The sequence below is a fragment of the Roseburia sp. 831b genome (assembly GCF_001940165.2).
Classification (GTDB): domain Bacteria; phylum Bacillota; class Clostridia; order Lachnospirales; family Lachnospiraceae; genus Roseburia.
The window spans coordinates 506,337-530,332 of record NZ_CP135162.1 but is presented as its reverse complement, the minus strand read 5'-3'; the positions used below and the strand labels follow the sequence as shown (position 1 = coordinate 530,332).

Annotated in this window: 20 protein-coding genes and 2 riboswitches; of the genes, 3 read left to right on the top strand and 17 right to left on the bottom strand. The window is 40.8% G+C overall.

Annotated features, from left to right (window positions below; genetic code table 11):
• Positions 1-22 precede the first annotated feature (22 nt).
• Positions 23-1,408, bottom strand: coding sequence for an ABC transporter substrate-binding protein (locus BIV16_RS02335; protein ID WP_075679522.1), 1,386 nt, complete (start codon positions 1,406-1,408; stop codon positions 23-25).
• A gap of 136 nt (positions 1,409-1,544) precedes the next feature.
• Here BIV16_RS02335 and BIV16_RS02330 point away from each other — a divergent pair, with 136 nt between their 5' ends.
• Positions 1,545-2,312 (top strand): helix-turn-helix transcriptional regulator, encoded by a 768-nt coding sequence (locus BIV16_RS02330; RefSeq protein ID WP_330546382.1) that lies wholly within the window; start codon positions 1,545-1,547, stop codon positions 2,310-2,312.
• Positions 2,313-2,441: 129 nt separating this feature from the next.
• Here the strand turns inward: BIV16_RS02330 and BIV16_RS02325 are convergent, their stop codons facing one another.
• The 11 genes from BIV16_RS02325 to ribD form a co-directional block, all read right to left on the bottom strand.
• Positions 2,442-4,856 (bottom strand): GH36-type glycosyl hydrolase domain-containing protein, encoded by a 2,415-nt coding sequence (locus BIV16_RS02325; RefSeq protein WP_075679523.1) that lies wholly within the window; start codon positions 4,854-4,856, stop codon positions 2,442-2,444.
• 64 nt (positions 4,857-4,920) lie between these two features.
• Positions 4,921-7,623, bottom strand: a complete 2,703-nt coding sequence (locus tag BIV16_RS02320; protein WP_075679524.1) for a GH36-type glycosyl hydrolase domain-containing protein — start codon at positions 7,621-7,623, stop codon at positions 4,921-4,923.
• A gap of 161 nt (positions 7,624-7,784) precedes the next feature.
• The gene (locus BIV16_RS02315; protein WP_075679525.1) at positions 7,785-8,216 is read right to left on the bottom strand and encodes a transglycosylase; all 432 of its coding nucleotides are present in this window, start codon (positions 8,214-8,216) and stop codon (positions 7,785-7,787) included.
• A gap of 195 nt (positions 8,217-8,411) precedes the next feature.
• Positions 8,412-8,684, bottom strand: coding sequence for a hypothetical protein (locus BIV16_RS02310; RefSeq protein WP_075679526.1), 273 nt, complete (start codon positions 8,682-8,684; stop codon positions 8,412-8,414).
• Positions 8,685-8,707: 23 nt separating this feature from the next.
• Positions 8,708-10,225 carry a hypothetical protein gene (locus tag BIV16_RS02305; RefSeq protein WP_075679527.1) on the bottom strand — a complete coding sequence of 506 codons (1,518 nt, stop codon included), beginning with the start codon at positions 10,223-10,225 and terminating at the stop codon, positions 8,708-8,710.
• Between the two features lie 12 nt (positions 10,226-10,237).
• On the bottom strand, positions 10,238-10,549 hold the full coding sequence (locus BIV16_RS02300; protein WP_075678698.1) for a TIGR04197 family type VII secretion effector: 312 nt from the start codon (positions 10,547-10,549) through the stop codon (positions 10,238-10,240).
• Positions 10,473-10,829, bottom strand: coding sequence for a hypothetical protein (locus BIV16_RS02295; RefSeq protein WP_075679529.1), 357 nt, complete (start codon positions 10,827-10,829; stop codon positions 10,473-10,475). The genes BIV16_RS02300 and BIV16_RS02295 overlap by 77 nt, the downstream gene beginning before the upstream one ends.
• A gap of 159 nt (positions 10,830-10,988) precedes the next feature.
• A complete protein-coding gene (ribH, locus tag BIV16_RS02290; protein ID WP_075679530.1) occupies positions 10,989-11,456 on the bottom strand; it encodes a 6,7-dimethyl-8-ribityllumazine synthase in 468 nt (155 codons plus the stop codon).
• 87 nt (positions 11,457-11,543) lie between these two features.
• Positions 11,544-12,752, bottom strand: a complete 1,209-nt coding sequence (locus BIV16_RS02285; protein WP_075679531.1) for a bifunctional 3,4-dihydroxy-2-butanone-4-phosphate synthase/GTP cyclohydrolase II — start codon at positions 12,750-12,752, stop codon at positions 11,544-11,546.
• Between the two features lie 11 nt (positions 12,753-12,763).
• The gene (gene ribE, locus BIV16_RS02280; protein WP_075679532.1) at positions 12,764-13,411 is read right to left on the bottom strand and encodes a riboflavin synthase; all 648 of its coding nucleotides are present in this window, start codon (positions 13,409-13,411) and stop codon (positions 12,764-12,766) included.
• A complete protein-coding gene (ribD, locus tag BIV16_RS02275; RefSeq protein ID WP_075679533.1) occupies positions 13,393-14,520 on the bottom strand; it encodes a bifunctional diaminohydroxyphosphoribosylaminopyrimidine deaminase/5-amino-6-(5-phosphoribosylamino)uracil reductase RibD in 1,128 nt (375 codons plus the stop codon). The genes ribE and ribD overlap by 19 nt, the downstream gene beginning before the upstream one ends.
• Before the next feature lie 487 nt (positions 14,521-15,007).
• Positions 15,008-15,122: riboswitch (FMN riboswitch) on the bottom strand.
• 200 nt (positions 15,123-15,322) lie between these two features.
• On the opposite strand from ribD, the gene asnA reads away from it, so the two are divergent.
• Positions 15,323-16,333, top strand: a complete 1,011-nt coding sequence (asnA, locus tag BIV16_RS02270) for an aspartate--ammonia ligase (RefSeq protein ID WP_075679534.1) — start codon at positions 15,323-15,325, stop codon at positions 16,331-16,333.
• Between the two features lie 158 nt (positions 16,334-16,491).
• Here the strand turns inward: asnA and BIV16_RS02265 are convergent, their stop codons facing one another.
• From BIV16_RS02265 to BIV16_RS02245, 5 genes are all read right to left on the bottom strand, one after another.
• Positions 16,492-17,568, bottom strand: a complete 1,077-nt coding sequence (locus BIV16_RS02265; protein WP_075679535.1) for an NAD(P)H-dependent flavin oxidoreductase — start codon at positions 17,566-17,568, stop codon at positions 16,492-16,494.
• 692 nt (positions 17,569-18,260) lie between these two features.
• Positions 18,261-19,088, bottom strand: coding sequence for a deoxyribonuclease IV (locus BIV16_RS02260; RefSeq protein WP_075679536.1), 828 nt, complete (start codon positions 19,086-19,088; stop codon positions 18,261-18,263).
• 4 nt (positions 19,089-19,092) lie between these two features.
• The gene (gene dapB / locus BIV16_RS02255; RefSeq protein ID WP_143524705.1) at positions 19,093-19,857 is read right to left on the bottom strand and encodes a 4-hydroxy-tetrahydrodipicolinate reductase; all 765 of its coding nucleotides are present in this window, start codon (positions 19,855-19,857) and stop codon (positions 19,093-19,095) included.
• A gap of 27 nt (positions 19,858-19,884) precedes the next feature.
• Positions 19,885-20,775, bottom strand: a complete 891-nt coding sequence (gene dapA, locus BIV16_RS02250) for a 4-hydroxy-tetrahydrodipicolinate synthase (RefSeq protein WP_143524706.1) — start codon at positions 20,773-20,775, stop codon at positions 19,885-19,887.
• Positions 20,776-20,900: 125 nt separating this feature from the next.
• A riboswitch (Lysine riboswitch) is annotated at positions 20,901-21,103 on the bottom strand.
• 53 nt (positions 21,104-21,156) lie between these two features.
• Positions 21,157-21,786 (bottom strand): single-stranded DNA-binding protein, encoded by a 630-nt coding sequence (locus BIV16_RS02245; RefSeq protein ID WP_075679538.1) that lies wholly within the window; start codon positions 21,784-21,786, stop codon positions 21,157-21,159.
• 372 nt (positions 21,787-22,158) lie between these two features.
• Here BIV16_RS02245 and typA point away from each other — a divergent pair, with 372 nt between their 5' ends.
• Positions 22,159-23,988, top strand: a complete 1,830-nt coding sequence (gene typA / locus BIV16_RS02240; protein ID WP_075679765.1) for a translational GTPase TypA — start codon at positions 22,159-22,161, stop codon at positions 23,986-23,988.
• Positions 23,989-23,996 lie beyond the last annotated feature (8 nt).

The window sequence follows — 23,996 nt, the reverse complement described above, 5'->3', positions numbered from 1 at the left end:
TACAAATTTTTGTTTTTTATGATTAGTGTGTTAATTCTGGATATTTTTCTTCTACAGCTGTATAGAAAATATCAAGTGCTTCGTCTAATGTTGCATTTCCTTCAAAGTAATTGGTTAATGCACTCTGGAATTCAGAGTTACAACCTGAATCGTAGTTAGAGATGTTATCAAGGCTGATGGATTCCACACCTTCACAATACATATCAAGTGGATTCTGTCCACCTAATACTTTACTGCTGTAATTAGGGTCTTTTGCCATTTCATCCATAACGGTCTTGTTATTTGCAAAGTCATCATCTTTTTCAACGATTTCTTTCATGGTATCTTTGTCTGTTGCAAGTTTTAACATGATATCCTTGATAAGTCCTGCATTATCTGTTCCGTTAGCAGCACAAATCCACGTACCACCCCAGTAGAATCCCTGAGGACCTGTTGTTGCAGCCCAGCCACCCTGGTTTGCAATACTTCCATCTACATCAGCAGCCATACAGAAGTTAATTAACCATGCTGGTCCAAAGTAGCAAAATACTTTTCCTTCTGGGTAGAAACCTTTGCTCCAGTCATCACTCCACATTGCATGAGCTCCTGTCTCACCTGCATCGTACATTTTCTTAGAATCTTCTACCCATTTCATAATATTGTCATCAATGTTGATTTTGCCATCTTCTACCCATTTTGATGTTACATTGTTAGAATAAACACGGTATGTATCCATAACAGAGGATGTCATATGGTAACCAGCATCTTTCATAGTTCCAGCAGTCTCAACAAATTTGTCCCAATCAGATACATAGTTCTGAACTTCTGCCGGATCGTCTGTACCAAGTACTTCTTTTGCAACTTCTCTGTTGTAGAACAATACACCAGGGGCTGCCTGCCATGAAATACCTTTTAACTGTCCGTTAGAATCTGTTACAACATCTTTTGTATACTGATACTGTTCTGATAAATCGGAATCTGTGATACCAAGCTGTTCAATTGGTAAAGTATAATCTGTATCAACATATTTTAAAGCGTAGTCAGCTTCTACTAAGAAGATATCAATCTTGTCATCATCTGCTGCATCCTGCTGCTTTAATAATGTCTGATCAAGATTGTTCTGATATGCATTATCATCACTTGGCGTGATATTCCATACAACGGAAACGTCCCCAATTTTTCCATGCGTTGCATCTACTTCTTCATATCCTGGATAATGGTCTGTTAATCTGCTTTTGAACTCTTCGTTCCAACAGTAGATATTTAACACCTTTCCTTCATCGGATGCTGTACCTTCAACAGCTGTTCCTGCATTGCCTGCTTCTGTTGAAGAAGCATCTGCGTTGGATGCTGATTTGCTTCCGCATCCTGCAACGAGTGTTGCTAACATAGAAGCAGCTAACACCATAGATAAAATCTTTCTTTTCATCTTTGAATTCCTCCCTAAGAATTGATGTATTTTGTAATTATGATTATAGTGAGGAATGGTGTTTCATTATATAAAAATCATTGACAAAATATCAATTTCATGTTATCTATTTTTTAACATGAGAGAAAGGCACGGTATGGATATGGATTTAACAAAAGAATGGTATCGAAGTGAATTTATTCAACATGAGTCTTTGATGGAGCATCGTGTCATGGAAAACGAATTTACATTCTATGACGCAATTGCGGGCGGAGATATTGATTATGTCAAAAATAATATCAAGGAAAACACCTTTTTAAAGCCCGCCGGTATGGGAAAATTATCCGAAAATTACTTGCAAAACATCCGGTATCATTTTGTGGTTACAACCGCAATGATTACACGTTACTGTGTGCACTCCGGTATGGAACAGGAAAAAGCCTATGGTATGAGTGATTTTTATATTTTAAAAATGGATACCTTAAAAAATGTCAAAGAAATCGCAGCTCTCCACGATACCATGTGTTTTGACTTTTGTAATCAGATGAATATCTTAAAAAGCAGTCAGGTACTTTCCAAACCGATTGTACTTTGTATTGACTACATTTATAGTCACATTCATTTTCGCATTACGTTAAAAGAGCTTGCGGAATACTTAAATCTTTCGGAAAGTTACCTTTCCAAGCTCTTTCATCAGGAGATGGGCATTTCGTTAAGCCAGTATATCCTGGATTTAAAAATTGAAAAAGCTAAAAACCTTTTGCAGTATTCCGATTACAATATTGTCGATATTGCAAACTACTTATCGTTTTCCTCGCAAAGCCATTTTATCCAGGTTTTTCAAAAGAAAACCGGATTAACGCCTCATCGCTACCGTACCAAACACTTTCGAACTGAGTGGGACAAGGTTTCCGTCCAAAAATAGAATTATTTTGCTTCATACAAATCCTTCTTTTTACAGAAAAAGGTCAAAAACAGTATCTGTCTATGCGTTTAAAGCGATACCATTTTTGACCTTTTCTTTGTTTATTTTCTAAAAAAACGAATCGAAACTTTATGACATGAAAAGTTCGATTTCAGTCTGTGCTGTCATTATGTCTTCTGGAATATAGTTTCCTTCTAACTCAGCACCATTTACCATTAACTTCTTACATCCAGATTCTACGCCGTTTGGATTGTTTACAACAATGTGAAGCTGTTTTCCACGGAATATCTTATTGATTTCAAATGTTTTCCACTCTTTTGGAACAGATGGAGAAAGTTTTAAACCTTTCACATCCGGGCGAATACCAAGAATACCTTCTACGCATCCTACCATCATCGTAGATGCGGTTCCTGTTAACCAATGCACATGGGAGCGCCCGAATTTTGGACTTGCCTTTCCTTCTGTGAACTGACCATAGCAATAAGGCTCTAACACACGCACCTCAGCCTGATTGTTCTGTGCTGCGGGAGCATTTTCCATAAAATAGGTGAATGCTCTTTCTCCATGTCCAAGCAACGCTTCTGCAAGAATAACCCATCCCTGTGACTGTGAGAAAATACCGGCATTTTCTTTACTTCCTGCATTGTAAATAACGGCAAGTGCACCGTCGAATGCTTCTTTGTGATACGGTGGGTCCATCAGGATTGCACCATATTTTGTATTTAATTTTTCATATACATTATCCATGGCAAGCTTTGCCTGTTTTTCACTTGCATAACCACTGATGACACTCCAACTCTGAGGATTTAACCACATATTTGCCTCGTTGTCGGTTCTCTTCCCGATTACCTCACCTTTTTCTGTAAATCCACGGATAAAACGGTCTTCGTTCCAGCAGTTTTCTTCGATGATATCGCCTAACTTTTTCTGGCTCTCTTCTAGATACTGAATGTAAGCGGTATCCTGTTTTTCCTCTGCAAATTTCTTTAAAATGGTCATTGCATAATAAAACTGCAATGCTACAAATGTAGACTCTCCATCTTTTCCAAGTCTTAAGCAGTCATTCCAGTCTGCATAAAGTCCTGCTGGCATTCCATGAATTCCAAGATGATTCATAGAGAAGTCAATGGCACGTTTTAAATGTTCATAAACACTTGCTTCCTCTTTGTCTGCAAATGGAATCACCTCGTCTAAGAATGCAATATTTCCAGTTTCTGCAACGTATTTGTAAACGGTCGGGAATAACCAAAGTGCGTCATCTGCCCGGTAAGCTGGGTGACCTGTTTCTTTTACATAAGAAGCATCCTCTGGTGTATCCTCATGTCCAGGGTTGTGTGTAAATTTTACAAGTGGAAGTCCGCCGCCATGATGTACCTGAGCGGATAACATGAAACGGATTTTCTCTACTGCCATCTCTGGGGCAAGATGAATCACACCCTGGATATCCTGAACAGTGTCACGATATCCATATCCATTACGAAGTCCACAGTAAATAAAGGATGCCGCTCTTGACCAGATAAAGGTCATAAAGCAATTGTATGCATTCCAGGTATTAATCATGGTATCAAACTCTTCGCTCGGTGTCTTAACCTGGAAGTGTGATAATTTTTCATCCCAATATTTTTTCAGTTCGTCAACTTCTTTTTCACAAACATTTTCTGGTTTTTCATAGCGAGTCAAAATGGCATCTGTCTCTTCTTTTTCTTTCATTCCAACTACAAATGCAATTTCTTTTGTCTCACCTGGCTGTAAGGTCATCTTTGTAGAAAGTGCGCCACAACCATTTCCATTGTAGGTTAAGCTTCCATCCAATTCTCCATTTGCAACACCAATCGGATTCCCATACCCGTGATAACGACCTAAGAATTTCTCTTTTTCACCACAGTAAGAAGAAACGGATGCTCCTGCCAATCCAAAGATACGGCTTTCTACAATCTTGTTGTCTACCTCTTTTCCATCTTCGATTCCATCTAGGTTGCTATGGATTGCCTGACGGATACGGTTTCCCTCAAAGAATGTTCTTGTGATGAACTGGGAATACTGTAAATTGACCTGATCCTGTTCGTAGTTGCTGTTATTTGTAAATTCAGCATATCCTGTAATTGTTAAATTTCTAACAGTGTCGGAAGTATTGGTTACTTTTAAATTCCATACTTCATAAGATTCTCCAGATGGGACATAGTAAAGTGCCTCCGTGTGAATCTCACTGTAATCTGCAAGCATTCTTGTGTATGCAAGTCCGTGATGACATTCACTCTTGTAACTATCTAAATCTTTTCCAACCGGCTGCCAGGAAGCGGACCAGAAATCTTTACTTTCATCATCTCTAACATAAATATAACGGCCTGGCTGATCAAAATCATTAAAAACATATCTTAGAATTCTTCCGTTTGCACCAGATTTTGCAAAACTATATCCACCTGCATTGTTGGAAATGATTGCACCATATTCTGGAGAACCTAAGTAGTTGACCCAAGGTGCCGGTGTGTCCGGACGTGTAATCACGTATTCTCTTTCTTTTTGATTAAAATAACCATATTTCATTTTCTTTCTCCTTTATAATGTCACATTTATTTAAATTATTCACAACGGAACATTTTTTCCGTTTTTATCCAAGAAGTGAAACCTGAATCTGATGTTCACCAGAACCAAGTTTCTCAATCATGGCACGTTTGATTACGAGTTTTCCATCTTTTGCAGCAATCTCTGTCTTATCGTCTAAGGCTGCTTTGGCTGCTTTGTATGCGCCATAGCCAAGATGTTTTGGATTCTCATAAGTTACCTGAAGTTTTGCTCCTGCAAATTCAAGATGAATCTGTGCTTTTCCATCTGCATCAAACTGTTCTTTGGTCAGTTTTGGTTCTAACACAAGATCTCCATATTCACCACGCACACCAAATACCTGTGTTACCATGGTTAACATATACCAGCTTGCTGCACCGGTCAGATAATGATAAAGTCCTCTGCCTTTTGCATTAAAATACTCTGGTATTCCTGGATAAATATGGCTCGTTTCAAAATCAAGCGCTGTGTCCGCTAAAGTCTGAAGTGCTTTGTAACCCTCTTCCACAAATCCATTCTGGTAAAGCGCATTTGCGTACATTACCGTCATATGTGAAAATACTGCACCATTTTCTTTTTCTCCATATGCAAAACCAAACATACGTCCCATGTCATATTTTTCTTCCTGGAAATTGGTATTTAAGCGATAACCACCCACTTCTCTTTTATAAAGATAACGATCAGCACTGTTACAGATTGCTCTGGTCTGTTTTACATCTGCAGTCTGACTCATCACTGCAAACACCTGACCGGTCAGCATCATTCTGACACCGGAATCAAATATACCCTCAACTGCATTTCCGTGATTGTCATAGTAACTATTAAACCAACCATCTCCGTCCTGATCTTCAATCCATTCGTTTTTACGGATATGCTCCATCATCCACTCTGCTTTTTCTTCCAGACAATCCGCAACTAAAAGAGCATCCATTTCCACTTTTCTTCCGCTCACAGTATGACGGCATTTTGTAGTAAAGTCTGCCAACAATGCTTTCTTCTTCTCAATGTCATCCCAGATTTCTTTTTTCGAAAGAATAAGTTCTTGCATCTCCTCTAACAGAGTAATTTTACGTCCCTTGTCTCCTTCTTCTAATTTTCGAATCACACCTGCTAAATTCTTTAAATTTCCAGCATATGCACAGGTAAATGCCACACTCTCGCCTCTTTCATTCGCAAGATCAATCGCATCATTCCAGTCTGCACCACGAAGACGAATGTAATTGTGTTCACCCACCTCATAGAAGGAACAAAGATGCTGTAATAGTAAGTGTTCCAATACAGTTCCTTTGTATAACATTCCATTTTCGTCTCTTTGCCAGTTACCTTCCTCTTCGTTCCAATCCAAATCGTGCGCTGTTCCACGCTCTACCTGACGGTCCTTAAAATAAAATACTTCCTGATTTAATAAATCTAAGTCACCTGTCTGATCCAGGTATAACATCGTTGTTAAAAATGGCCACATTCCATGATCCATCCACACACGTGTGATATTGTTACGATCTGCAACAAACTCTCCTGGTTTTTCGCCAATAATGGTTGCATTGGTTCCATCCATGCGAACTCCACCGAAGTTATCTAAAATCATTTTACGGACATTGGATGGATTCATGATTAGGAGTGCAAGACAGTCCTGCCATAAATCTCTCCAGCCTCTTCCACCTTTTCCATAATCGTGATGTGGTAAAAAAGAACATCCGTAGATACGACGTAAAATTGGCTGAAAACTTACCCATTTTAAAAGCTGGTCGAATTCCCTGTTCCCGGTATGATATGCAACATTCACCTGTTTTCTCCAGTCTTCTTTTATAACCGCAAACTCTTTTTCAACCGCTTCTTTGGTTACTAGTCTTTCTGATAATGCAGCAATTTCTTTTTCATCGTCGGTGACTCCTAAGAAGATCGTAAATGTCTTGCTTTCACCTTTTGCTAAAGTGACCGGTGCAAAACGGATTCCACCTACTGCTTCTGTTCCTTCAAAGGTTTTTCCGGCAGGCTCACCATCCCTATGTTCTAACACAGCCCTTGGATGCGTAAAAGTACCACCTTCTCCTAAGAAAATATCAACATCTGGATAGAAAGACTGTGGTTTTTCTCCTTCTCCTGTCAATCCACAAACATAATAGGTCAAATGATTTTTCTGATGACCGCGCTCGTCAAAGGACAAGGTTGGTTTTACATAAATTCCATTTTCTGTGGTGCGGATTCTATGTAATAAAGAAGTAACATGCCGATGGTCCCGAAGGTTATCCGCACTTCTTCCATAGATTGGAATTGCTGCCACCGAAGTGATTTCCTTGCTGTTCTCTCCTATATTTTGGATGGTAACCTGCATAACCTCTGCATTGACAGACCTCGGTACAAATGCTGTGACAGTAGCTTTCAACTGATACTTCTTAGAAGTTCTTTCCACAGTCTGCCACATAAATCCGGCTGTCAATACACTCTCATCCTGGTTTTCGGTGAATTTTCCTGCTTCTGCCTCAGCCGACTGTCCTACTGCCGACCAAACGCCCTCTCCTTTTATCTCACACCAGAAATTTCTTCCAGAGCGATTGTTATGAAGATTCTCCGAACTAACTGGTTCCAACAAAAATGTATTCTGGTCTAATTTGCTGTCTCCCCCAAAATTAGGAGTAACGGAACTTTTCATTCCATTTTCTCCGGCAATTGGAAAATAAAGATAGCTCTCATTTTCCGCCTGTTCCATGGTGAAAGTTCCATGCTCATCTATAAAATGTATCCCTTTCATGTTTCCTCCTATCTGATACAGTTTCCATTTTGATGTCCTCATCTTATCTCATAATATAGATTCAAAATATCATTTTCATATCCAAAACAGCAGATTCATGACATCAAAAAAAAGTGTGCCAAACTTTTGTTTTGACACACTTTTTCCTTTCGAATCGCTTTTTACTTTTTATTCTGCTCTTTCAAAATACGAATGACTTTTGCCTCATAGTAGATCGCCACCACAAGAATCGCAATCACAACAATGATGCTGTAACCTTTTTGAATCTCTGTTCCGAGGACATCACATACACTGGTGAACACCAGACACAAGGTAAAAATTAACTTGATGGTACGAAGCATTTCAATCGTATAATGTCTGACCTGTCCTTTGCACATCTCCTTTTTGATTCCGTTTACTTTTTCCGGGAAAAAGCAAAGTCCGGTGAGCAATGCATAAACAAGCGCCATTATCAAAACATTCACGATAATCGTGACAATTGGAACACTATACAAAATTCCATAATAAATCTGAAACCCAATATAAAATAATAAGCCTAAAATTCCTAGTGCTTCAAGCAAAAAATCCAGCACCGTCATTTCTTCTTTTTTCATCTCAAATGATTCCTTTTCTGTTACACAATGTACTGTGTTATGAACATATCACGGTATTTTGTCTGTGTCAACTTGTTTTGCAATTACAATTTTCTTAATGATATCTCTTCACTTTTTGCCTTTGAAGATATATCTGCCAAAAAATTCCACCATTCATAAACACTATCAAATCTCTTGCTGACTTTTACTATACCCTTACTCTAATAGTTGCTTTACATGTTTTACTTTATTCAAAATACTTTCCTCTGAGAAAAACATATTTGGAATTTTTAACTCTTCTTCGTCATCAGAAAATCTACCTGCCATTTCACACAAATCTCCGAACTCCTTATTTTCTAATTCAGACAACTGCTCATAGTCAACCTCTAAATCATATACTCTTGTAAATTCTGAACAAAATGCCTTAACCTGATATGAGCCATCTAAAACTCCATTAATCAGATAATATAACTGCTCTTTTTCTGTCATGCTTCTTCATCACTCCTTCTTCCTTACTTGGGTATTGCCGGCAAATTTCCCATTGGTTTCCTTGCATACTCAAAATGATACACTGTATTAGAAATTTCATCATACAACACTTCCAAATTATACATTTTCCCGTTTTTATACATAGTGGTATAGTACATCGTTGCATTAGAACCTCTTGGATCTGGCATGGCTTCCCCATATCTAATTGCATCTTGCAGTGTTTGCATCGGAACTTGTCTTTCACCTTCTCCCATGTGCCCTAAAGCACTGCTAGAAAAGTTTAAACCATCATCTAAATTAGATATTCTACCACTCTCTACAGCCAATCCTTTTACCGTTTCAGCTGTTTCGGCTCTTTCTAGCCCCTCAGCTGACTTAGCTATCTCAGCCCCTTCTCCAGATTCAAGCAATCCCTTTATTGCTGCTGTCTGTGCGGCTAACGATGCCGCATACTCACCTCCATATGCAAACGGATTTTGACACCTTACATTTTCCATGATACTGCTTAATGTTGCATTTTTCACGATCTGTTTTTCTTCCATTTCACAGACCATGCTGTCACTCCAATCTATCACCTCTGTCAGAAACGGAATTGCATCTATTACACCAAGCCAGAAGCCATTCCACTTGCTTGTCTTATTATACAAGGCTGCCATCATCTGGTATTCCTTGAATTCTTCCACAGACATCTGATTTCTTATAGCTGCCGCTGCTGTCGCCTTTTTACTGTTCAATAGTTGATTTGCCTGTTTATTTTCTTTAAAATACTTGTCTATGTATTCTTTTGCAACTTCAAGCTCTTCGTCCGACAATTTATAATCTGTCTCAATCCAGCTCTTAATCTGGTATTTTTCCTTTTCGGATATGTTTCCCTTGTCAAAAGTATCTTCATATGTGGTGCAGATACCTTGTAAGGTATTTCTGTATACACTGCTCATCGGTGTGCTGCTGTTATCAATGGACAATTGTTTCAGTTCCTGCAACGCCGATGCCGCCATTGTCCGAACCTGATTTCCTCTGATGAAATAATTGGCTGACGCCGCATCTATTTCATCATAAGTTTCTTCCATACGTCTCCATTCATTGTAAATGTCCTCATCATTTTCGGCAAGCATTTCATAATATTTCTTCTGGCATTCGTAATACCATTTTAAAGGTTTGCTGGTATGCTTCGCCTTTGACGCATTCTTATCTGCTAATGCATCATGGTCTAGCATATCCTGCTTTGCAGCCTCTTTTCCATCCAGAACATCACTTCCTATGATATTTCCGCCTACGGCTTCCATCAGCCTTGAAAAGTTCCTGCAGTCCTCCATATCCATCTCATTTGCAATTTTCATGGATTGTAAAACGGTAAGGTAATCGCTCACACGCTGTTTTAGTGCATGGAATGCTTCGCTTTCTATTTCGGAATCCTCGATAAACTGATGAAATGCATTCCAGACTGTTTGGATACTGTCATTATCCTGTTCAAACATCAGCAGCATTTCATTACACTGGCTTATCATTGCATCCGGTTTTATTACTGAATTATAATTCATGTCACGCTCCTTTTAATTGTTGAGAGGACGTAATGTTGGTCTGCTGTCCATGTTCTCCTCCAACAGTTCAGCCTGCATTTCATCCAGCTCCTTGAAGCGTAACCCCAGATTTTTAATTGTTCTATCCTCCGCCTCCACTGCATCTCCTAGTAAATCAATCAGATTTTGCGATACATCAAACGCTGTTTTTGAATATCCTGCGCCTTGAATCGTGCTTTCCGTATCAGAATGTGATAAGTATCTCGGTTCAAGATCTCTCGCTATTGTAAAGCTCTGTTCTGCGTTCTGCTCCACTGCCTCCATATTCACTTGTATCTGTGCCATTTTCAGTCTCCTCTTGCTTTTTCTGCTCTTCCTTTTCCTCTTGTCTGCCTTTTTCTTTACCAAGATGCACTTTGATTTCATCATGCCAGGATTCCTTTTCCCGTTGGAAAGATGATAAAATAGAATCTCTTCTGTTAATCAATTCCTGCATCCTTTGATTTACTCCCGCTCTTTCTCTTAACAATCCGGTCTGCCTGCGCATTTGTCTCATATCGTAGTCTGATTCTTCCATCACTTGTGACAACAGGCGCATCTGATCCGCAATCTCATCTAACTCCATTTCTTACCCTTTCTTCCTATATCCTCCTTTTTTACAATTATTAATAGTTTATCACATTACCCTGGCAAAGCAAAATATTTTTTGACAATAGATTTTCTTACATATTCCTATCAAAAAATGATGTCACCCCAAACGGCAACATCATTTTTCTACTTTCCTTTATGCTTCCAATTCATGAATCAGGTTAATCATCTCAATCGCTCCGGTTGCACACTCGAATCCTTTGTTTCCTGCTTTAGAACCGGCACGCTCGATTGCCTGCTCGATGTTGTCGGTGGTGAGGACACCGAACATCACTGGAATATCACTGTTTAAAGATACGGTTGCAATTCCTTTTGAAACCTCACTACAAACGTAGTCATAATGACTGGTGGCACCACGGATGACTGCTCCTAAACAGATCACCGCATCGTACTTTTTGCTTTTTGCCATCTTTGACGCAATCAGCGGAATTTCAAAGGCTCCCGGCACCCACGCCACGTCGATGTTGTCTTCTTCTACATTGTGACGTTTTAATCCGTCTACTGCACCTGCTAATAATTTTCCTGTGATGAACTCGTTGAATCTTGCTACCACGATTCCAATTTTTACGTTTTCTGCTACTACTTTTCCTTCTAAAATCTGCATGTTCTTTTCCTCTTCTTTCTTATCATCTTTTTAATTGGTTTACATAATTTTTTTATGGTACAACATTTCTTTTTGTAACCTTTCTTATTACATACCGGTCACATCCAGAATGTGCCCCATGCGCTGCTGCTTTGTCTTTAAATAAAAACGATCAAACGGCGTTGCTTCCATCTGAATTGGCACACGCTTTGTAATCTCCATTCCAAAATCGGAAAGCTGATATACTTTGTCTGGATTGTTTGTCAAAAGGCGCATGGTCTTAACGCCAAGGTCTTTTAAAATTTGAGCGCCGATATAGTATTCTCTCATGTCTCCCGGAAAACCGAGTGCTAAGTTGGCGTCTAGCGTATCCATTCCGCCATCCTGAAGTTCATAGGCGCGAAGCTTATTTAAAAGTCCGATGCCACGCCCTTCCTGGCGCATGTAAAGAAGGATTCCTCTGCCTTCTTTTTCAATCTGGGTCATGGCAGCTGCAAACTGCTGCCCACAGTCACAGCGAAGGGAGCCAAAGGCGTCACCGGTCAGGCACTCCGAATGAACACGGCATAACAGGTTTTCGCCATCGCGAATCTCCCCTTTTACCAGTGCTACATGATGTTCTCCATTTAAAAGATTCCGATAACCATATGCCATGAATTCTCCGTATTTGGTCGGCATCTTTGCTACCGTAACGCGCTCGACGAGTTTTTCATGTTTTTTTCGATATTCCTGGATTGCCTTAATGGTGATGAATGAGAGTTTATGTTCTTTTGCAAGCTCCATCAATTCTTTGGTGCGCATCATCGTGCCATCCTCGCGCATGATTTCACAGCAAAGACCACATTCTTTTAAACCCGCCAGACGCATCAAATCCACGGTTGCCTCCGTATGACCGTTTCGCTCAAGCACCCCGTTTTTCTTCGCCTGAAGCGGGAACATGTGTCCCGGTCTTCGGAAATCCTGCGGTTTTGCATCGTCACTGACACACATTCTTGCGGTAAGTCCTCTCTCTTTTGCGGAAATTCCTGTTGTGGTCGCAACGTGGTCGACAGACACCGTAAATGCGGTCTCGTGATTGTCCGTATTGTCCGTCACCATCTGTGGAAACATCAGCTTTTTGGCAATTGCTTCGCTCATAGGCATACAGATTAACCCCTTTCCATAGGTTGCCATAAAGTTGACATTTTCTGTTGTTGCAAACTCTGCTGCACAGATAAAATCACCCTCATTTTCCCGGTCTTCATCATCCGTTACCAAAATGATTTTTCCATTTCGTAAATCTTCTAACGCTTCTTCTACTGTCTGAAATTCGTACATCTTTTCTCCTCCTAAAATCCATTTTTTAGTAAAAACTCTTTCGAAATATTGGACGGTTTCTTTTCCGTATCTGGCGTCTGTAAAAGTTTTTCCACATATTTTCCAATGACATCATTCTCTAAATTGACAATGTCGCCTGCTTTTTTTCTGGAAAGTATAGTTTTTTCCCTGGTGTGCGGAATCACCGACACGGAAAAACGCTCCTCCTGCACTTTTGCGACGGTAAGACTGATTCCATCGATTGCAACCGATCCTTTTTCCACGATATAGCGCATAACCCCTTTCTCCGCGGCGATGGTATACCAGACCGCATTGTCATCTGCCTGTACCTCTAAAATCGTTCCCGTTCCATCGATGTGGCCGGAGACGATGTGACCGCCGAATCTGCCACCACAAAGCATCGCTCTCTCAAGATTCACGGCACTTCCTCTTGCCGCTTTTCCAATGGAAGAACGGCTTAACGTCTCTGGCATAACATCTACCCAGAATCCCTTCCCGTCAAAAGAAGTTACGGTCAGACAGATTCCATTGACTGCAATACTGTCTCCTACCTTGATATCCGATAGAATCTCTTTTGCGCCGATTCGCATTGCGGCAGAGCTGGCACCTTTTCTGACTGCCTCAACGGTTCCGATTTCCTCTACAATTCCGGTGAACATGTCACCACCTCACTTTCCAATAAAAAATCATCTCCAATTTTCTCAATTGTTGTATTTTTCAGGAAAAATGCATCATTTGGAACATTTACACCAATTCCCGCAACCGGGCTTTTCGCTGTATCTCCGCCAAAAATTTTCGGTGCAATGTAGGTCTGCACTTTTTTTACAATTCCGGCTCGGAGTGCTGCCTCGTTTAAGGTTCCTCCGCCTTCTAGCAAAATGCTGTCAATTCCCATTTTCCCAAGCTGTATCATCAAATCCTTAAGGTTAATCCTTCCATTTTCTTCTTTTACCAGAAGAATCTCACAGCTGGCATCCTCGTATGGTTTCCACTTTTCCTGCCCCTTGCAGCAGGTTGCCAGAATCGTGCGCTGCTCCTTTGCGGTCGTAACCACCGTTGCCGCAAGCGGTGTGGCAAGATTGGTATCGCAGATAATGCGGATGGGATTCTTGGCATTGTAATTTTCAAGCCTCGTCGTAAGGCTTGGATTATCCAGGCGAACCGTTCCGATTCCCACCATGATTGCCATATTTTTATGGCGCTCCTCGTGCACTCTTTTTCTTGCAGCCTCTCCGGTAATCCACTTCGACGCTCCGGTTTTTGTAGCTATTTTTCCATCCATTGTCATGGCATACTTCATCGTCACATAGGGTGTCTTATTCTTGATATAGTGAAAAAAGACGGGATTTATCGCATCGCATTCTTCTTTTAAGACACCGGTTTTCACTTCAATTCCATGTTCTTTTAAAATCCGGATTCCGCCACCCGCAACAAGCGGATTCGGGTCATTCGAACCAATCACCACACGCGCAATCTTATGTTCTAGGATTGCCTGTGTACAAGGCGCTGTCCGGCCGGTATGACAGCAAGGCTCAAGCGTCACATAAAGTGTCGCCCCGCATGCATCCTCTTTACAATCTGCAAAAGCATTTCGCTCCGCATGTAATTCCCCACATTTTTGGTGATAACCTTGCCCGATGATTCTGCCATCTTTGACGATGACCGCACCGACCATTGGATTCGGATTAACCCAGCCAACGCCTTTTTTTGCAAGCTTGGTTGCGAGCCTCATGTATGTTTCATCTTCTGTTTGCTGTTTTGGTTCCATGTGTTTCTCCTTTTTCCTGTATAGATTCCGGTATCAAAAAATATTTCATAGCTTACTATTTGACAACTGACGTAACGGCAGGAATAGTATGTTTTAATGTGCGAAGATAAGGAAATCTAAGATTTTCTAATCTTCTCCCATAGGCACATACTGTTCCTGCCTTTGCGTCAGTTGTCAATTACTACATTATGGAATATTTTTGATAGCGAATTGTTAGTAAAAAGTGAAAAACCCCTGAGCGGTATGTTCAGGGGTTTTGACTATCTTTGTAGTTGATTTGATATTGCTTAAGTTTAAAGAATATCTTGTAATCTTGTTTTTCCAAAAGTCATTGTTCAACTCCGCCGCAATGCTATCCTCGCGGAGCCTTTTTTATATAATCGAAACGAAATTTCCAATTACATAAAAAAGCTCTGAAATGAATCCCATTCCAGAGCATAAATCCAAAATCACATGTATTCTTTCCCAAATACAACTACAATTTTCATTCATTCTTCTTTCATCCAGACTTTACTGTCGGCTTCGGAGTTTCACCGAATCATGCCTTGCGGCTCGTGGGCTTTACCACCGGTAGGGAATTGCACCCTGCCCTGAAGACTTTATTTTATTTTCTAACTTGAGTTTCATTATACGCAAATTTTTGTGGTTGTCAACTACGTTTTTCCTTGTATCCGGTATACATGTATTTTTTTCAAAATACTTCTTCTTTTCTTGAAATTGAGTTGCCTTGTGCTATAATGATTAAGGTCGGTGCTTAAGCACCATTTTTATCCAAACCAGGAAATAAAAGGAGAGCCTTTCAATGGACAACTTAATTATCCCATCTGGCTATAAGTCAGAATTAAATTTACATGATACACAGATTGCAATCAAAACGGTAAAAGATTTCTTTCAAAATCTGCTTGCCTTACGCTTGAATTTAACCCGTGTTTCCGCACCGCTTTTCGTAGACCCGGAATCCGGATTGAATGATAACTTAAACGGTGTGGAAAGACCTGTGTCTTTTGGCATCAAAGAACAGAATGAAAAACAGGCTGAAATCGTACATTCCCTTGCAAAATGGAAACGTTACGCCTTGAAAAAATATGATTTTTCTTATGGTGAAGGTATCTACACCGATATGAACGCCATCCGTCGTGACGAAGATACGGATAACATCCACTCTATCTTTGTGGATCAGTGGGATTGGGAAAAAGTCATCAAGAAGGAAGAACGCAATATTGAGACTTTAAAAGAAACTGTACGCACTGTTTACAAATGTCTTCGTAAGACAGAAAAATACATGGCAATCCAGTATGACTACATAGAGGAAATTCTTCCACATGATATTTTCTTCATCACCACACAGGAATTGGAAGATATGTTCCCGGATTACACACCAAAGGAGCGTGAATTCTATATTACAAAGACCAAGGGTGCTGTCTGCATCATGAAGATTGGTGATACCATGGAATCCGGAGAAAAACATGACGGCCGTGCTCCTGACTACGATGACTGGGAATTGAACGCTGATATTTTAGTTTACTATCCGGTTCTTGATATTGCACTGGAATTATCCTCAATGGGTATCCGTGTTGACAAGAAAGCGCTTCTTAGCCAGTTGAAAAAAGCAGGCTGCCCGGAACGTGCAGAACTTCCTTTCCAGAAAGCAATCTTAAACGAAGAACTTCCATATACCATCGGCGGTGGTATCGGACAGTCCCGTATCTGTATGTTCTTCTTAAGAAAAGCTCACATTGGTGAAGTTCAGTCTTCTATCTGGCCAGAAGAGATTGCAAAAAAATGTGAAGAAAACGGAATTCAGTTGTTATAATTTTTTAATGAGTTGCAATTCAAATTTTAATAAATGCGAACTTTAATAGAAAAGTTCCACTAAAAAAAGTTCGACCCGGTTATGAATGGGAATCCAAAGCGCTGGATTCTCGTCAAAACCGGGTTGAACTTTTTCCTTCTGTTTATCTACTTCGTTCCCTATGCCAAAAGTTCCTGCATCAGCTTGTGAACCGTCGTCATTTCATGAATTCTTCCAACATTTGCACCACAGAACACAAGTCCGTTCTCTACATCCCCCTTGACTGCGTCAATCAGAGCTTTTGTAATACAGTATGGAACCTTAGACGGATTGCATTTTTCCAGGCAGTTGTAACATTTTGAGATTGGGATTCTTGCCTTTTCCAAATGCTCGATAAACTTGTTTCGAACCGCCCGCCCCGGCATGCCGACCGGGCTTTGGATAATCTGGATATCCTCCTCATCCGCCTGGATATATGCCTGTTTGTAGGCATCCGACGCATCACATTCTTCCGTCGCAACAAAACGGCTCGCAACCTGCACCCCATCTGCACCAAGTGAAAATGCATGGCGGACATCCTTTGCATCAAAAATACCGCCTGCTACAATGACCGGTATCTCTTTTTCGTATTTTTCTTCATACTCTTTTTTACACTCGATGATACGTTGAATCTCTTCGTCAAAGACAGCATCCGTCGTCTCTGCTAACTGTTCTTTGGAAAATCCAAGATGACCACCCGCTTTTGGTCCTTCTACCACAAGGAAATCTGCTGTCCGGTCATATTTATGTGACCACATTTTTAAGATTAACTGCGCTGCCCGCCTGGAAGAAACAATCGGTGCAATCTTGGTTTTGCACTCTTTTCCAATTAACTCCGGCAGACTCATTGGAAGCCCCGCACCACTGATAATGACGTCTGCTCCTGCCAAAACCGCTTCTTTTACGTGCTCTTTATAATGCTTAAGTGCAACCATGATGTTGACGCCCACAAGCCCATTTCCACAGGCAATCTCCTTTGCCCTCTTGATATGTTTTCGAATTGCAAGAAGGTTACATCCCGCCTGGTCGTACTCAAATCCTTCCTCATCATAACCGATTTGAGCTGTTGAAATGATGCCAATACCTCCCTCTTTTGCTACTGCACCTGCCAGGTGGCTTCGGCTTACACCGACCCCCATTCCTCCCTGCACGATTGGAAGTTTCGCAACCTTTTCCCTGATTCGAAGCTCCTGAAATCCGTTCTTTTCCGTATTCATCTTAATAAAACCTCCAAATTAATCCTTTTTCACATGCGAAACACACTTCATAGGTCTCTCATGCCGTCAAATAGTTTGATAATCAAACTATTTATGGTTAAGTATAGAACTTTTCAGTATTGATGTCAATGTTTTATTGTATTATTTACTTTGTTATGTAGTTTTCAATACTATATATGTCAAAAGTGGATTAATCAGCAGATACCAGATTCCAAATGGATAATAAAGGCACATTTCTTCATTTCTTGTCTAATTTCAAGGCATTTTACAGGATTTAGTTTACATAAAAATGCCTGTTTGGATAATAGTCATAAATTCATTTTATATTAGCCAAAATTTCGCGGATTTGAGCCAATAATTATATAGGTTTCGTATTTTCTACCTCTATTTGTCCAATGTGCATCTATTAGTTTACATAACACACATGAATTTGGACAATAGCTATGCATTATTGTCTATTTATAAAATAAGCCCTGCATGCAAGGCATCTGGGCCTGCAATAAAAAAGAATCCTGCTTGCAGGATTCTCCGCCTGCGGCGGGTCGCATTTGCGACATTGTTCAACTCCGCCGCAGTGCGATCCCTGCGGAGCATTTTTTTATGTAATAGGAACGAAATTTCCTATTACATAAAGAAAACTACCGCCTGAGCCGAAAGCCCAGGCGGTAGTATCATCTGTCAATCCTCTTCTTTTATTCTGTCCATTCGCGAATCCATGCAATCTCTCTTGCATAGCCTGCATCATCGTTTGGTGTCTCTAAAATAAACGGTCTCCCGGAAAGTGCAGGGTGCGTTGCGATACGCTTCATCGCCTCTAGCCCAATCTTTCCATCTCCAATCTTCTCATGACGGTCCTTGTGTGCTCCACATTCATTCATGCTATCGTTAAAATGAACTGCGTACAGGCGGTCTAGCCCAATCACACGGTCAAACTCTGACAGCACCTCATCGAAATGATTTACGATATCATATCCGCCGTCCCAGACATGACAGGTATCAAAGCAGACTCCCATCTTTTCTTTTAACTTGACGCGGTCTAAAATTTCCCGAAGCTCCTCGAAGTTACGTCCAACCTCGGTTCCTTTTCCAGCCATGGTCTCTAAGAGAACAATCGTATTCTGGTCTTTTGTTAAAACATCATTTAATGCATCTGCAATCAGCTCGATACCAGCCTCAGCGCCCTGTCCGACATGGGAACCCGGATGAAAATTATAATAATTTCCCGGCGTATATTCCATTCGTTTCAGGTCATCCGCAATCATCTCTTTGGAAAATGCACGAATGTCTTCCTTTGCGGCACAAAGGTTCATCGTGTACGGTGCATGTGCCACAAGCTTTCCAAACTGATGCTCTTTTGCAAGAGCAAGATAACGGTCAACGTCCGCCTGGTTGATTTCTTTTGCCTTTCCACCTCTTGGATTTCTGGTAAAAAATGCAAAGGTGTTGGCATTTAATTTCAATGCCATTTTTCCCATTGCCTCATAACCTTTCGACGCTGACAAATGATTTCCTACTAACATTTTCTTACATGGTTGCCTTTATGACATCACTCATTTCGTAATGTCCGGCTGCCTTTCCTTTCAAGAATTTTGCAGCTTCAACCGCACCTTTTGCAAAAACACCCTTTGAATATGCTGTGTGTTTGAATTCAATTACTTCATCCATTCCCGCAAAAATGACTTCATGCTCTCCGACAATATTGCCACCACGGACTGCAGAGATTCCGATTTCGTACTTGTCTCTCTTCTTGCGTTCCTGACTACGATCGTACTTGTATTCATATTTCTGGTCTAGCGCATCGTTCATGGCATCTGCTAATGCAAGCGCGGTACCGCTTGGTGCATCGAGTTTCTGATTGTGGTGTTTTTCTACGATTTCCATATCAAATCCTGCCGGTGCAAAAATAGTTGCTGCCGTTTTCAAAAGTTCCATCAAGGTATTGATACCGAGTGACATGTTTGCAGATTTTAAGATTGCAACCTTCTTGCTCGCATCTTCCACTTTCTTTAACTGTTCCTCGGAAAGTCCTGTGGTACAAAGGACAACCGGAACCTGTTTTTCTACACTGTATACCAACACATCATCCACTGCTTTTGCATTGGAAAAATCGATGATAACATCTGCATCTACATCACAAAGTGAGATGTTTGAAAATACCGGGTAATCATTCTTGATGCCATCGTATGGATCAATTCCGGCTACGATTTCAATGTCTGCATCCTCTTTGCAGATTCCGGTAATGACCTGTCCCATTTTTCCGTTACAACCGCTCATAATTACTTTTGTCATTTTTATTTCCTCTTTTCTTCTGCGAAACTATTTTAACTGAATGCCATACTCTCTCATGATTGTTGCCATCTTAGCAGCATTTTCCGGTGTCATCTCAGTAAGTGGAGAACGTACCGGTCCTGCCTCTAATCCCATCAGATTCAACGCTTTCTTTACTGGGATAGGATTTACTTCACTAAACAAAGCATCTACCAGTGGCAATGCCTCACGCTGTAATTCCATTGCTTTTTTCACATCTCCTGCGAAATAGCTTGCACACATATCATGTACCTTTTTCGGCGCAACATTCGACCAGACGGAAATAACACCAACGGCACCGATAGACATAAGTGGAACCACAAGTCCGTCCTCACCGGAGTATAAGTCAAGTTTTCCATCGGTTAAGTACATGGTCTTAGATGCCTGTGCCAGATTGCCGGTTGCTTCTTTTAATCCGACAATATTTTCTACGTTGCGGTATAACTGCGCTGCTGTCTCCGGCAGCATATTACATCCGGTTCTTCCCGGAACATTATACATAATAATTGGAAGCTTTGTCTCGTTTGCAATCTGTGTGTAATGAGAGACAAGTCCTCCCTGTGTTGCTTTATTATAATATGGAGTTACAACTAAAAGTCCGTCTACTCCTGCCTCTTGTGCTTCTTTGGATAACTGGATTGCTGTTCTGGTACAGTTTGATCCGGTTCCTGCCACAACTGGAATACGGTGTCTGGTGAACTCAACTGCCGCTTTGATGACGTCTCTGTGCTCTTCCATGGTAAGAGTAGAACCCTCTCCTGTGGTACCTGCAATTACGATGCAATCGGTTCCCTCTGAAATCTGATACTCAATCAGTTCCTCTAACTTCTCATAATTTACATCCTCATTGTTCTTCATTGGCGTTACGATTGCAACACCGGCTCCTTTAAAAATTGCCATTTTTTCTCTCCTTTTTCTTTGCGAACTAAACCGGATTCCTTTTGAAGTACTTCATAAATAAAAGCTGACTCGATGAGCCAGCTTCCTTTTTCTAATATCTTACGGACGAATTTCATCATCCCAAAGAATTCGATAGCGCCCCATCCTGTTCCATTCATTCCAAAATGAACAGATTCATCGATGACAGTCATAAAGCTCTTAACCTTATGCCCAAGCCTCCGGTTACCAGTTCCCGTCTGCTTTCGGCGTTCTTTCCTTTTCCTCATCTTCGTCTGTGTCTGGCACATCCAAATCGGTACTCTTAAATCACGCAACCTCTATCCAACTTAATTCTGTTTTCATGTATGGTGTAAATATAGCACAGTCTTTTTAAAAATGCAACTACTCCTCTAAAAACTCTACCTTGCTGACAGAAACCTCATAGGCAACTCGTTTTTCCGTCTCTTCCTCTGATAATTTTTTCACATACTCACGGCTTTGGATTCGTCCCCATACCTGCACATGACCACCCACATCAAAATTAGATGCGAATCTGGCGTTTCTGCCCCAGCAGATGCATGGAATGTAGTCTGATTTTCCATAGGAACGATTTACTGCAATCAGCAGGTCTGCAATCTCACGTCCTAACGGTGTCTTACGATAGATTGGCTCTTTACAGATAAATCCATCCAGAAAAATCTGGTTGCTCTTTACATTTTCTTCCGGTCCGTCCACAAATTCGACTTCTCTTGCAAAAACCGACAGCACCAGACGGTTCTTTTTTTCCTCATGCCGGTTGAACGAGCGGAACTGACCGGAAACAGCTAAATACTGCCCCATGTAATCTCCCTCGACGTCAATCAGACGTTCCGATATCATAACCGGTATGTAATCCATAATGTTGCTTAATCTGTTTACCGAGACATCCACCACATAAAACCCTTCCCCATAAACCTCGTGGCTAAACCGGAAATCCGAAACGATTTCTCCTACAATTGATACCTGGTTGTTTTCAAAAATTTTATCTGCCATGAATTCTTCTCCCTTCCTTTTGTAACCCGCGCAGTCTTATGTTTTCTTTTTTTCGTACTGCAATTTCTGCTTTTTTATTTTTCTGGTACGGGTAACACGACGATATACTATTTTTTACCATTTTTCCTCTGCAAAATATTCGAATAACGTGTCGATAAGAAATCATAATAAATATTGTACAATTCGACCTTTTTCGTCGTGGCAAAATCCGTGAAAACTCCCTAAAATGGAAGAAACGCTTGCGTTCTTATTTATATGTGATAAAATAAAAAAGTTCGGTTACATGTAGGAAATGATTTGTGGAAACCTTTTGCAAAAGCAAAAAGCGATATAGCAAAACTTACCACAGGAAAAGAAAGAGAGATAATTTTTATGAAAATGAAACGTGAAGATGTCCGTAATATAGCAATTATTGCACACGTTGACCACGGTAAAACAACTTTGGTCGACCAGCTTTTAAAACAGAGTGGTGTGTTCCGTGCCAATCAGGAAGTACAGGAACGTGTCATGGATTCAAACGATATCGAAAGAGAACGTGGTATCACCATTCTTTCCAAAAATACAGCAGTTCAGTACAAAGATATTAAAATCAACATTATCGATACACCAGGCCATGCAGACTTCGGTGGCGAGGTAGAACGTGTTCTGAAAATGGTAAACGGTGTTGTTCTTGTCGTAGACGCTTACGAAGGTGCGATGCCTCAGACCAAATTCGTTTTGATGAAAGCTCTTGCCTTAAACCTTCCGGTTATTGTATGTATCAACAAAATTGACCGTCCTGAAGCAAGACCAAACGAAGTAATCGACGAAGTCTTAGAGCTTTTCATGGACTTAGATGCTTCCGACGAGCAGCTTGACTGTCCATTCGTCTTTGCATCTGCAAGAGATGGATATGCAATGTTAGACCTTGACGATGAAAGAAAAGACATGGTTCCGTTATTTGAAACCATCGTAAACTACATTCCAGCTCCAGAAGGAGATCCGGATGCCAATACCCAGGTCTTAATCTCCACCATCGATTACAACGAATATGTAGGACGTATCGGTATCGGTAAAGTCGATAACGGTGTGTTAAAAGTAAACCAGGAAGCTGTTGTGGTAAACCATCATGACCCTGACAAAAAAGAACGCGTCCGTATCAGCAAATTATACGAGTTCGACGGTTTAAATAAAGTAGATGTCACAGAAGCAAAAATCGGTTCCATCGTTGCGATTTCCGGTATTGCAGACATCCACATCGGAGATACTATCTGTGCTCCTGAGAATCCGGTTGCAATCCCATTCCAGAAGATTTCAGAGCCTACTATCTCTATGAACTTTATCGTAAACGACAGTCCTCTTGCCGGATTAGAAGGAAAATATGTCACATCCCGTCACATCCGTGACCGTTTGTTTAAAGAATTAAATACCGACGTTTCCTTGCGTGTCGAAGAAACAGACAGCCCTGACAGCTTAAAAGTTTCCGGCCGTGGTGAGCTTCACTTATCCGTATTGATTGAAAACATGCGTCGTGAAGGTTTCGAATTTGCAGTAAGTAAAGCAGAAGTCTTATACAAAAAAGATGAAAACGGCAAGACATTAGAGCCAATGGAAATCGCTTATGTCGATGTTCCAGATGAATTTACCGGGGCTGTTATCTCAAAATTACAGCAGCGTAAAGGCGAACTCCGCAACATGGGATCTATCTCAGGCGGATATACCCGTATCGAGTTTCGAATTCCTTCCCGTGGACTTATCGGTTACCGTGGAGAATTCATGACAGATACCAAGGGTAACGGTATCATCAACACGATCTTCGATGGCTATGATGCTTACTGTGGCGATATCAACTACCGTTCTACCGGTTCCCTCATTGCATTCGAATCCGGCGAATCTGTTGCATACGGATTATTTGCAGCACAGGATCGTGGTACATTATTCATCGGACCTGGTGAAAAAGTATATGCCGGTATGATTATCGGACAGAGTTCAAGAGCCGAAGATATCGAGATTAACGTATGTAAGAAAAAACATCTTACAAACACACGTTCTTCTTCCGCTGACGAAGCTTTAACTCTTGTTCCACCTAAAATCTTAAGCTTAGAGCAGGCAATCGATTACATCGATGTTGACGAGCTTCTTGAGATTACACCAGAGAGTCTTCGTATTCGTAAAAGAATCCTTGACCCAACCTTGCGTAAAAGAGCAAACTTCAGAAAATAAATTTTTCA

What these genes read in the sequence shown, in the direction of transcription:
- typA (WP_075679765.1), top strand. Translation starts at nt 22,159, where the DNA reads ATGAAAATGAAACGTGAAGATGTCCGTAATATAGCAATTATTGCACAC.
- BIV16_RS02325 (WP_075679523.1), bottom strand. Translation starts at nt 4,856, where the DNA reads ATGAAATATGGTTATTTTAATCAAAAAGAAAGAGAATACGTGATTACA.
- ribD (WP_075679533.1), bottom strand. Translation starts at nt 14,520, where the DNA reads ATGGAACCAAAACAGCAAACAGAAGATGAAACATACATGAGGCTCGCA.
- ribH (WP_075679530.1), bottom strand. Translation starts at nt 11,456, where the DNA reads ATGCAGATTTTAGAAGGAAAAGTAGTAGCAGAAAACGTAAAAATTGGA.
- BIV16_RS02300 (WP_075678698.1), bottom strand. Translation starts at nt 10,549, where the DNA reads ATGGCACAGATACAAGTGAATATGGAGGCAGTGGAGCAGAACGCAGAA.
- BIV16_RS02265 (WP_075679535.1), bottom strand. Translation starts at nt 17,568, where the DNA reads ATGAATACGGAAAAGAACGGATTTCAGGAGCTTCGAATCAGGGAAAAG.
- BIV16_RS02310 (WP_075679526.1), bottom strand. Translation starts at nt 8,684, where the DNA reads ATGACAGAAAAAGAGCAGTTATATTATCTGATTAATGGAGTTTTAGAT.
- dapA (WP_143524706.1), bottom strand. Translation starts at nt 20,775, where the DNA reads ATGGCAATTTTTAAAGGAGCCGGTGTTGCAATCGTAACGCCAATGAAG.
- BIV16_RS02305 (WP_075679527.1), bottom strand. Translation starts at nt 10,225, where the DNA reads ATGAATTATAATTCAGTAATAAAACCGGATGCAATGATAAGCCAGTGT.
- BIV16_RS02320 (WP_075679524.1), bottom strand. Translation starts at nt 7,623, where the DNA reads ATGAAAGGGATACATTTTATAGATGAGCATGGAACTTTCACCATGGAA.
- BIV16_RS02295 (WP_075679529.1), bottom strand. Translation starts at nt 10,829, where the DNA reads ATGGAGTTAGATGAGATTGCGGATCAGATGCGCCTGTTGTCACAAGTG.
- ribE (WP_075679532.1), bottom strand. Translation starts at nt 13,411, where the DNA reads ATGTTCACCGGAATTGTAGAGGAAATCGGAACCGTTGAGGCAGTCAGA.
- dapB (WP_143524705.1), bottom strand. Translation starts at nt 19,857, where the DNA reads ATGACAAAAGTAATTATGAGCGGTTGTAACGGAAAAATGGGACAGGTC.
- BIV16_RS02285 (WP_075679531.1), bottom strand. Translation starts at nt 12,752, where the DNA reads ATGTACGAATTTCAGACAGTAGAAGAAGCGTTAGAAGATTTACGAAAT.
- BIV16_RS02335 (WP_075679522.1), bottom strand. Translation starts at nt 1,408, where the DNA reads ATGAAAAGAAAGATTTTATCTATGGTGTTAGCTGCTTCTATGTTAGCA.
- BIV16_RS02330 (WP_330546382.1), top strand. Translation starts at nt 1,545, where the DNA reads ATGGATATGGATTTAACAAAAGAATGGTATCGAAGTGAATTTATTCAA.
- BIV16_RS02260 (WP_075679536.1), bottom strand. Translation starts at nt 19,088, where the DNA reads ATGTTAGTAGGAAATCATTTGTCAGCGTCGAAAGGTTATGAGGCAATG.
- BIV16_RS02315 (WP_075679525.1), bottom strand. Translation starts at nt 8,216, where the DNA reads ATGAAAAAAGAAGAAATGACGGTGCTGGATTTTTTGCTTGAAGCACTA.
- asnA (WP_075679534.1), top strand. Translation starts at nt 15,323, where the DNA reads ATGGACAACTTAATTATCCCATCTGGCTATAAGTCAGAATTAAATTTA.
- BIV16_RS02245 (WP_075679538.1), bottom strand. Translation starts at nt 21,786, where the DNA reads ATGGCAGATAAAATTTTTGAAAACAACCAGGTATCAATTGTAGGAGAA.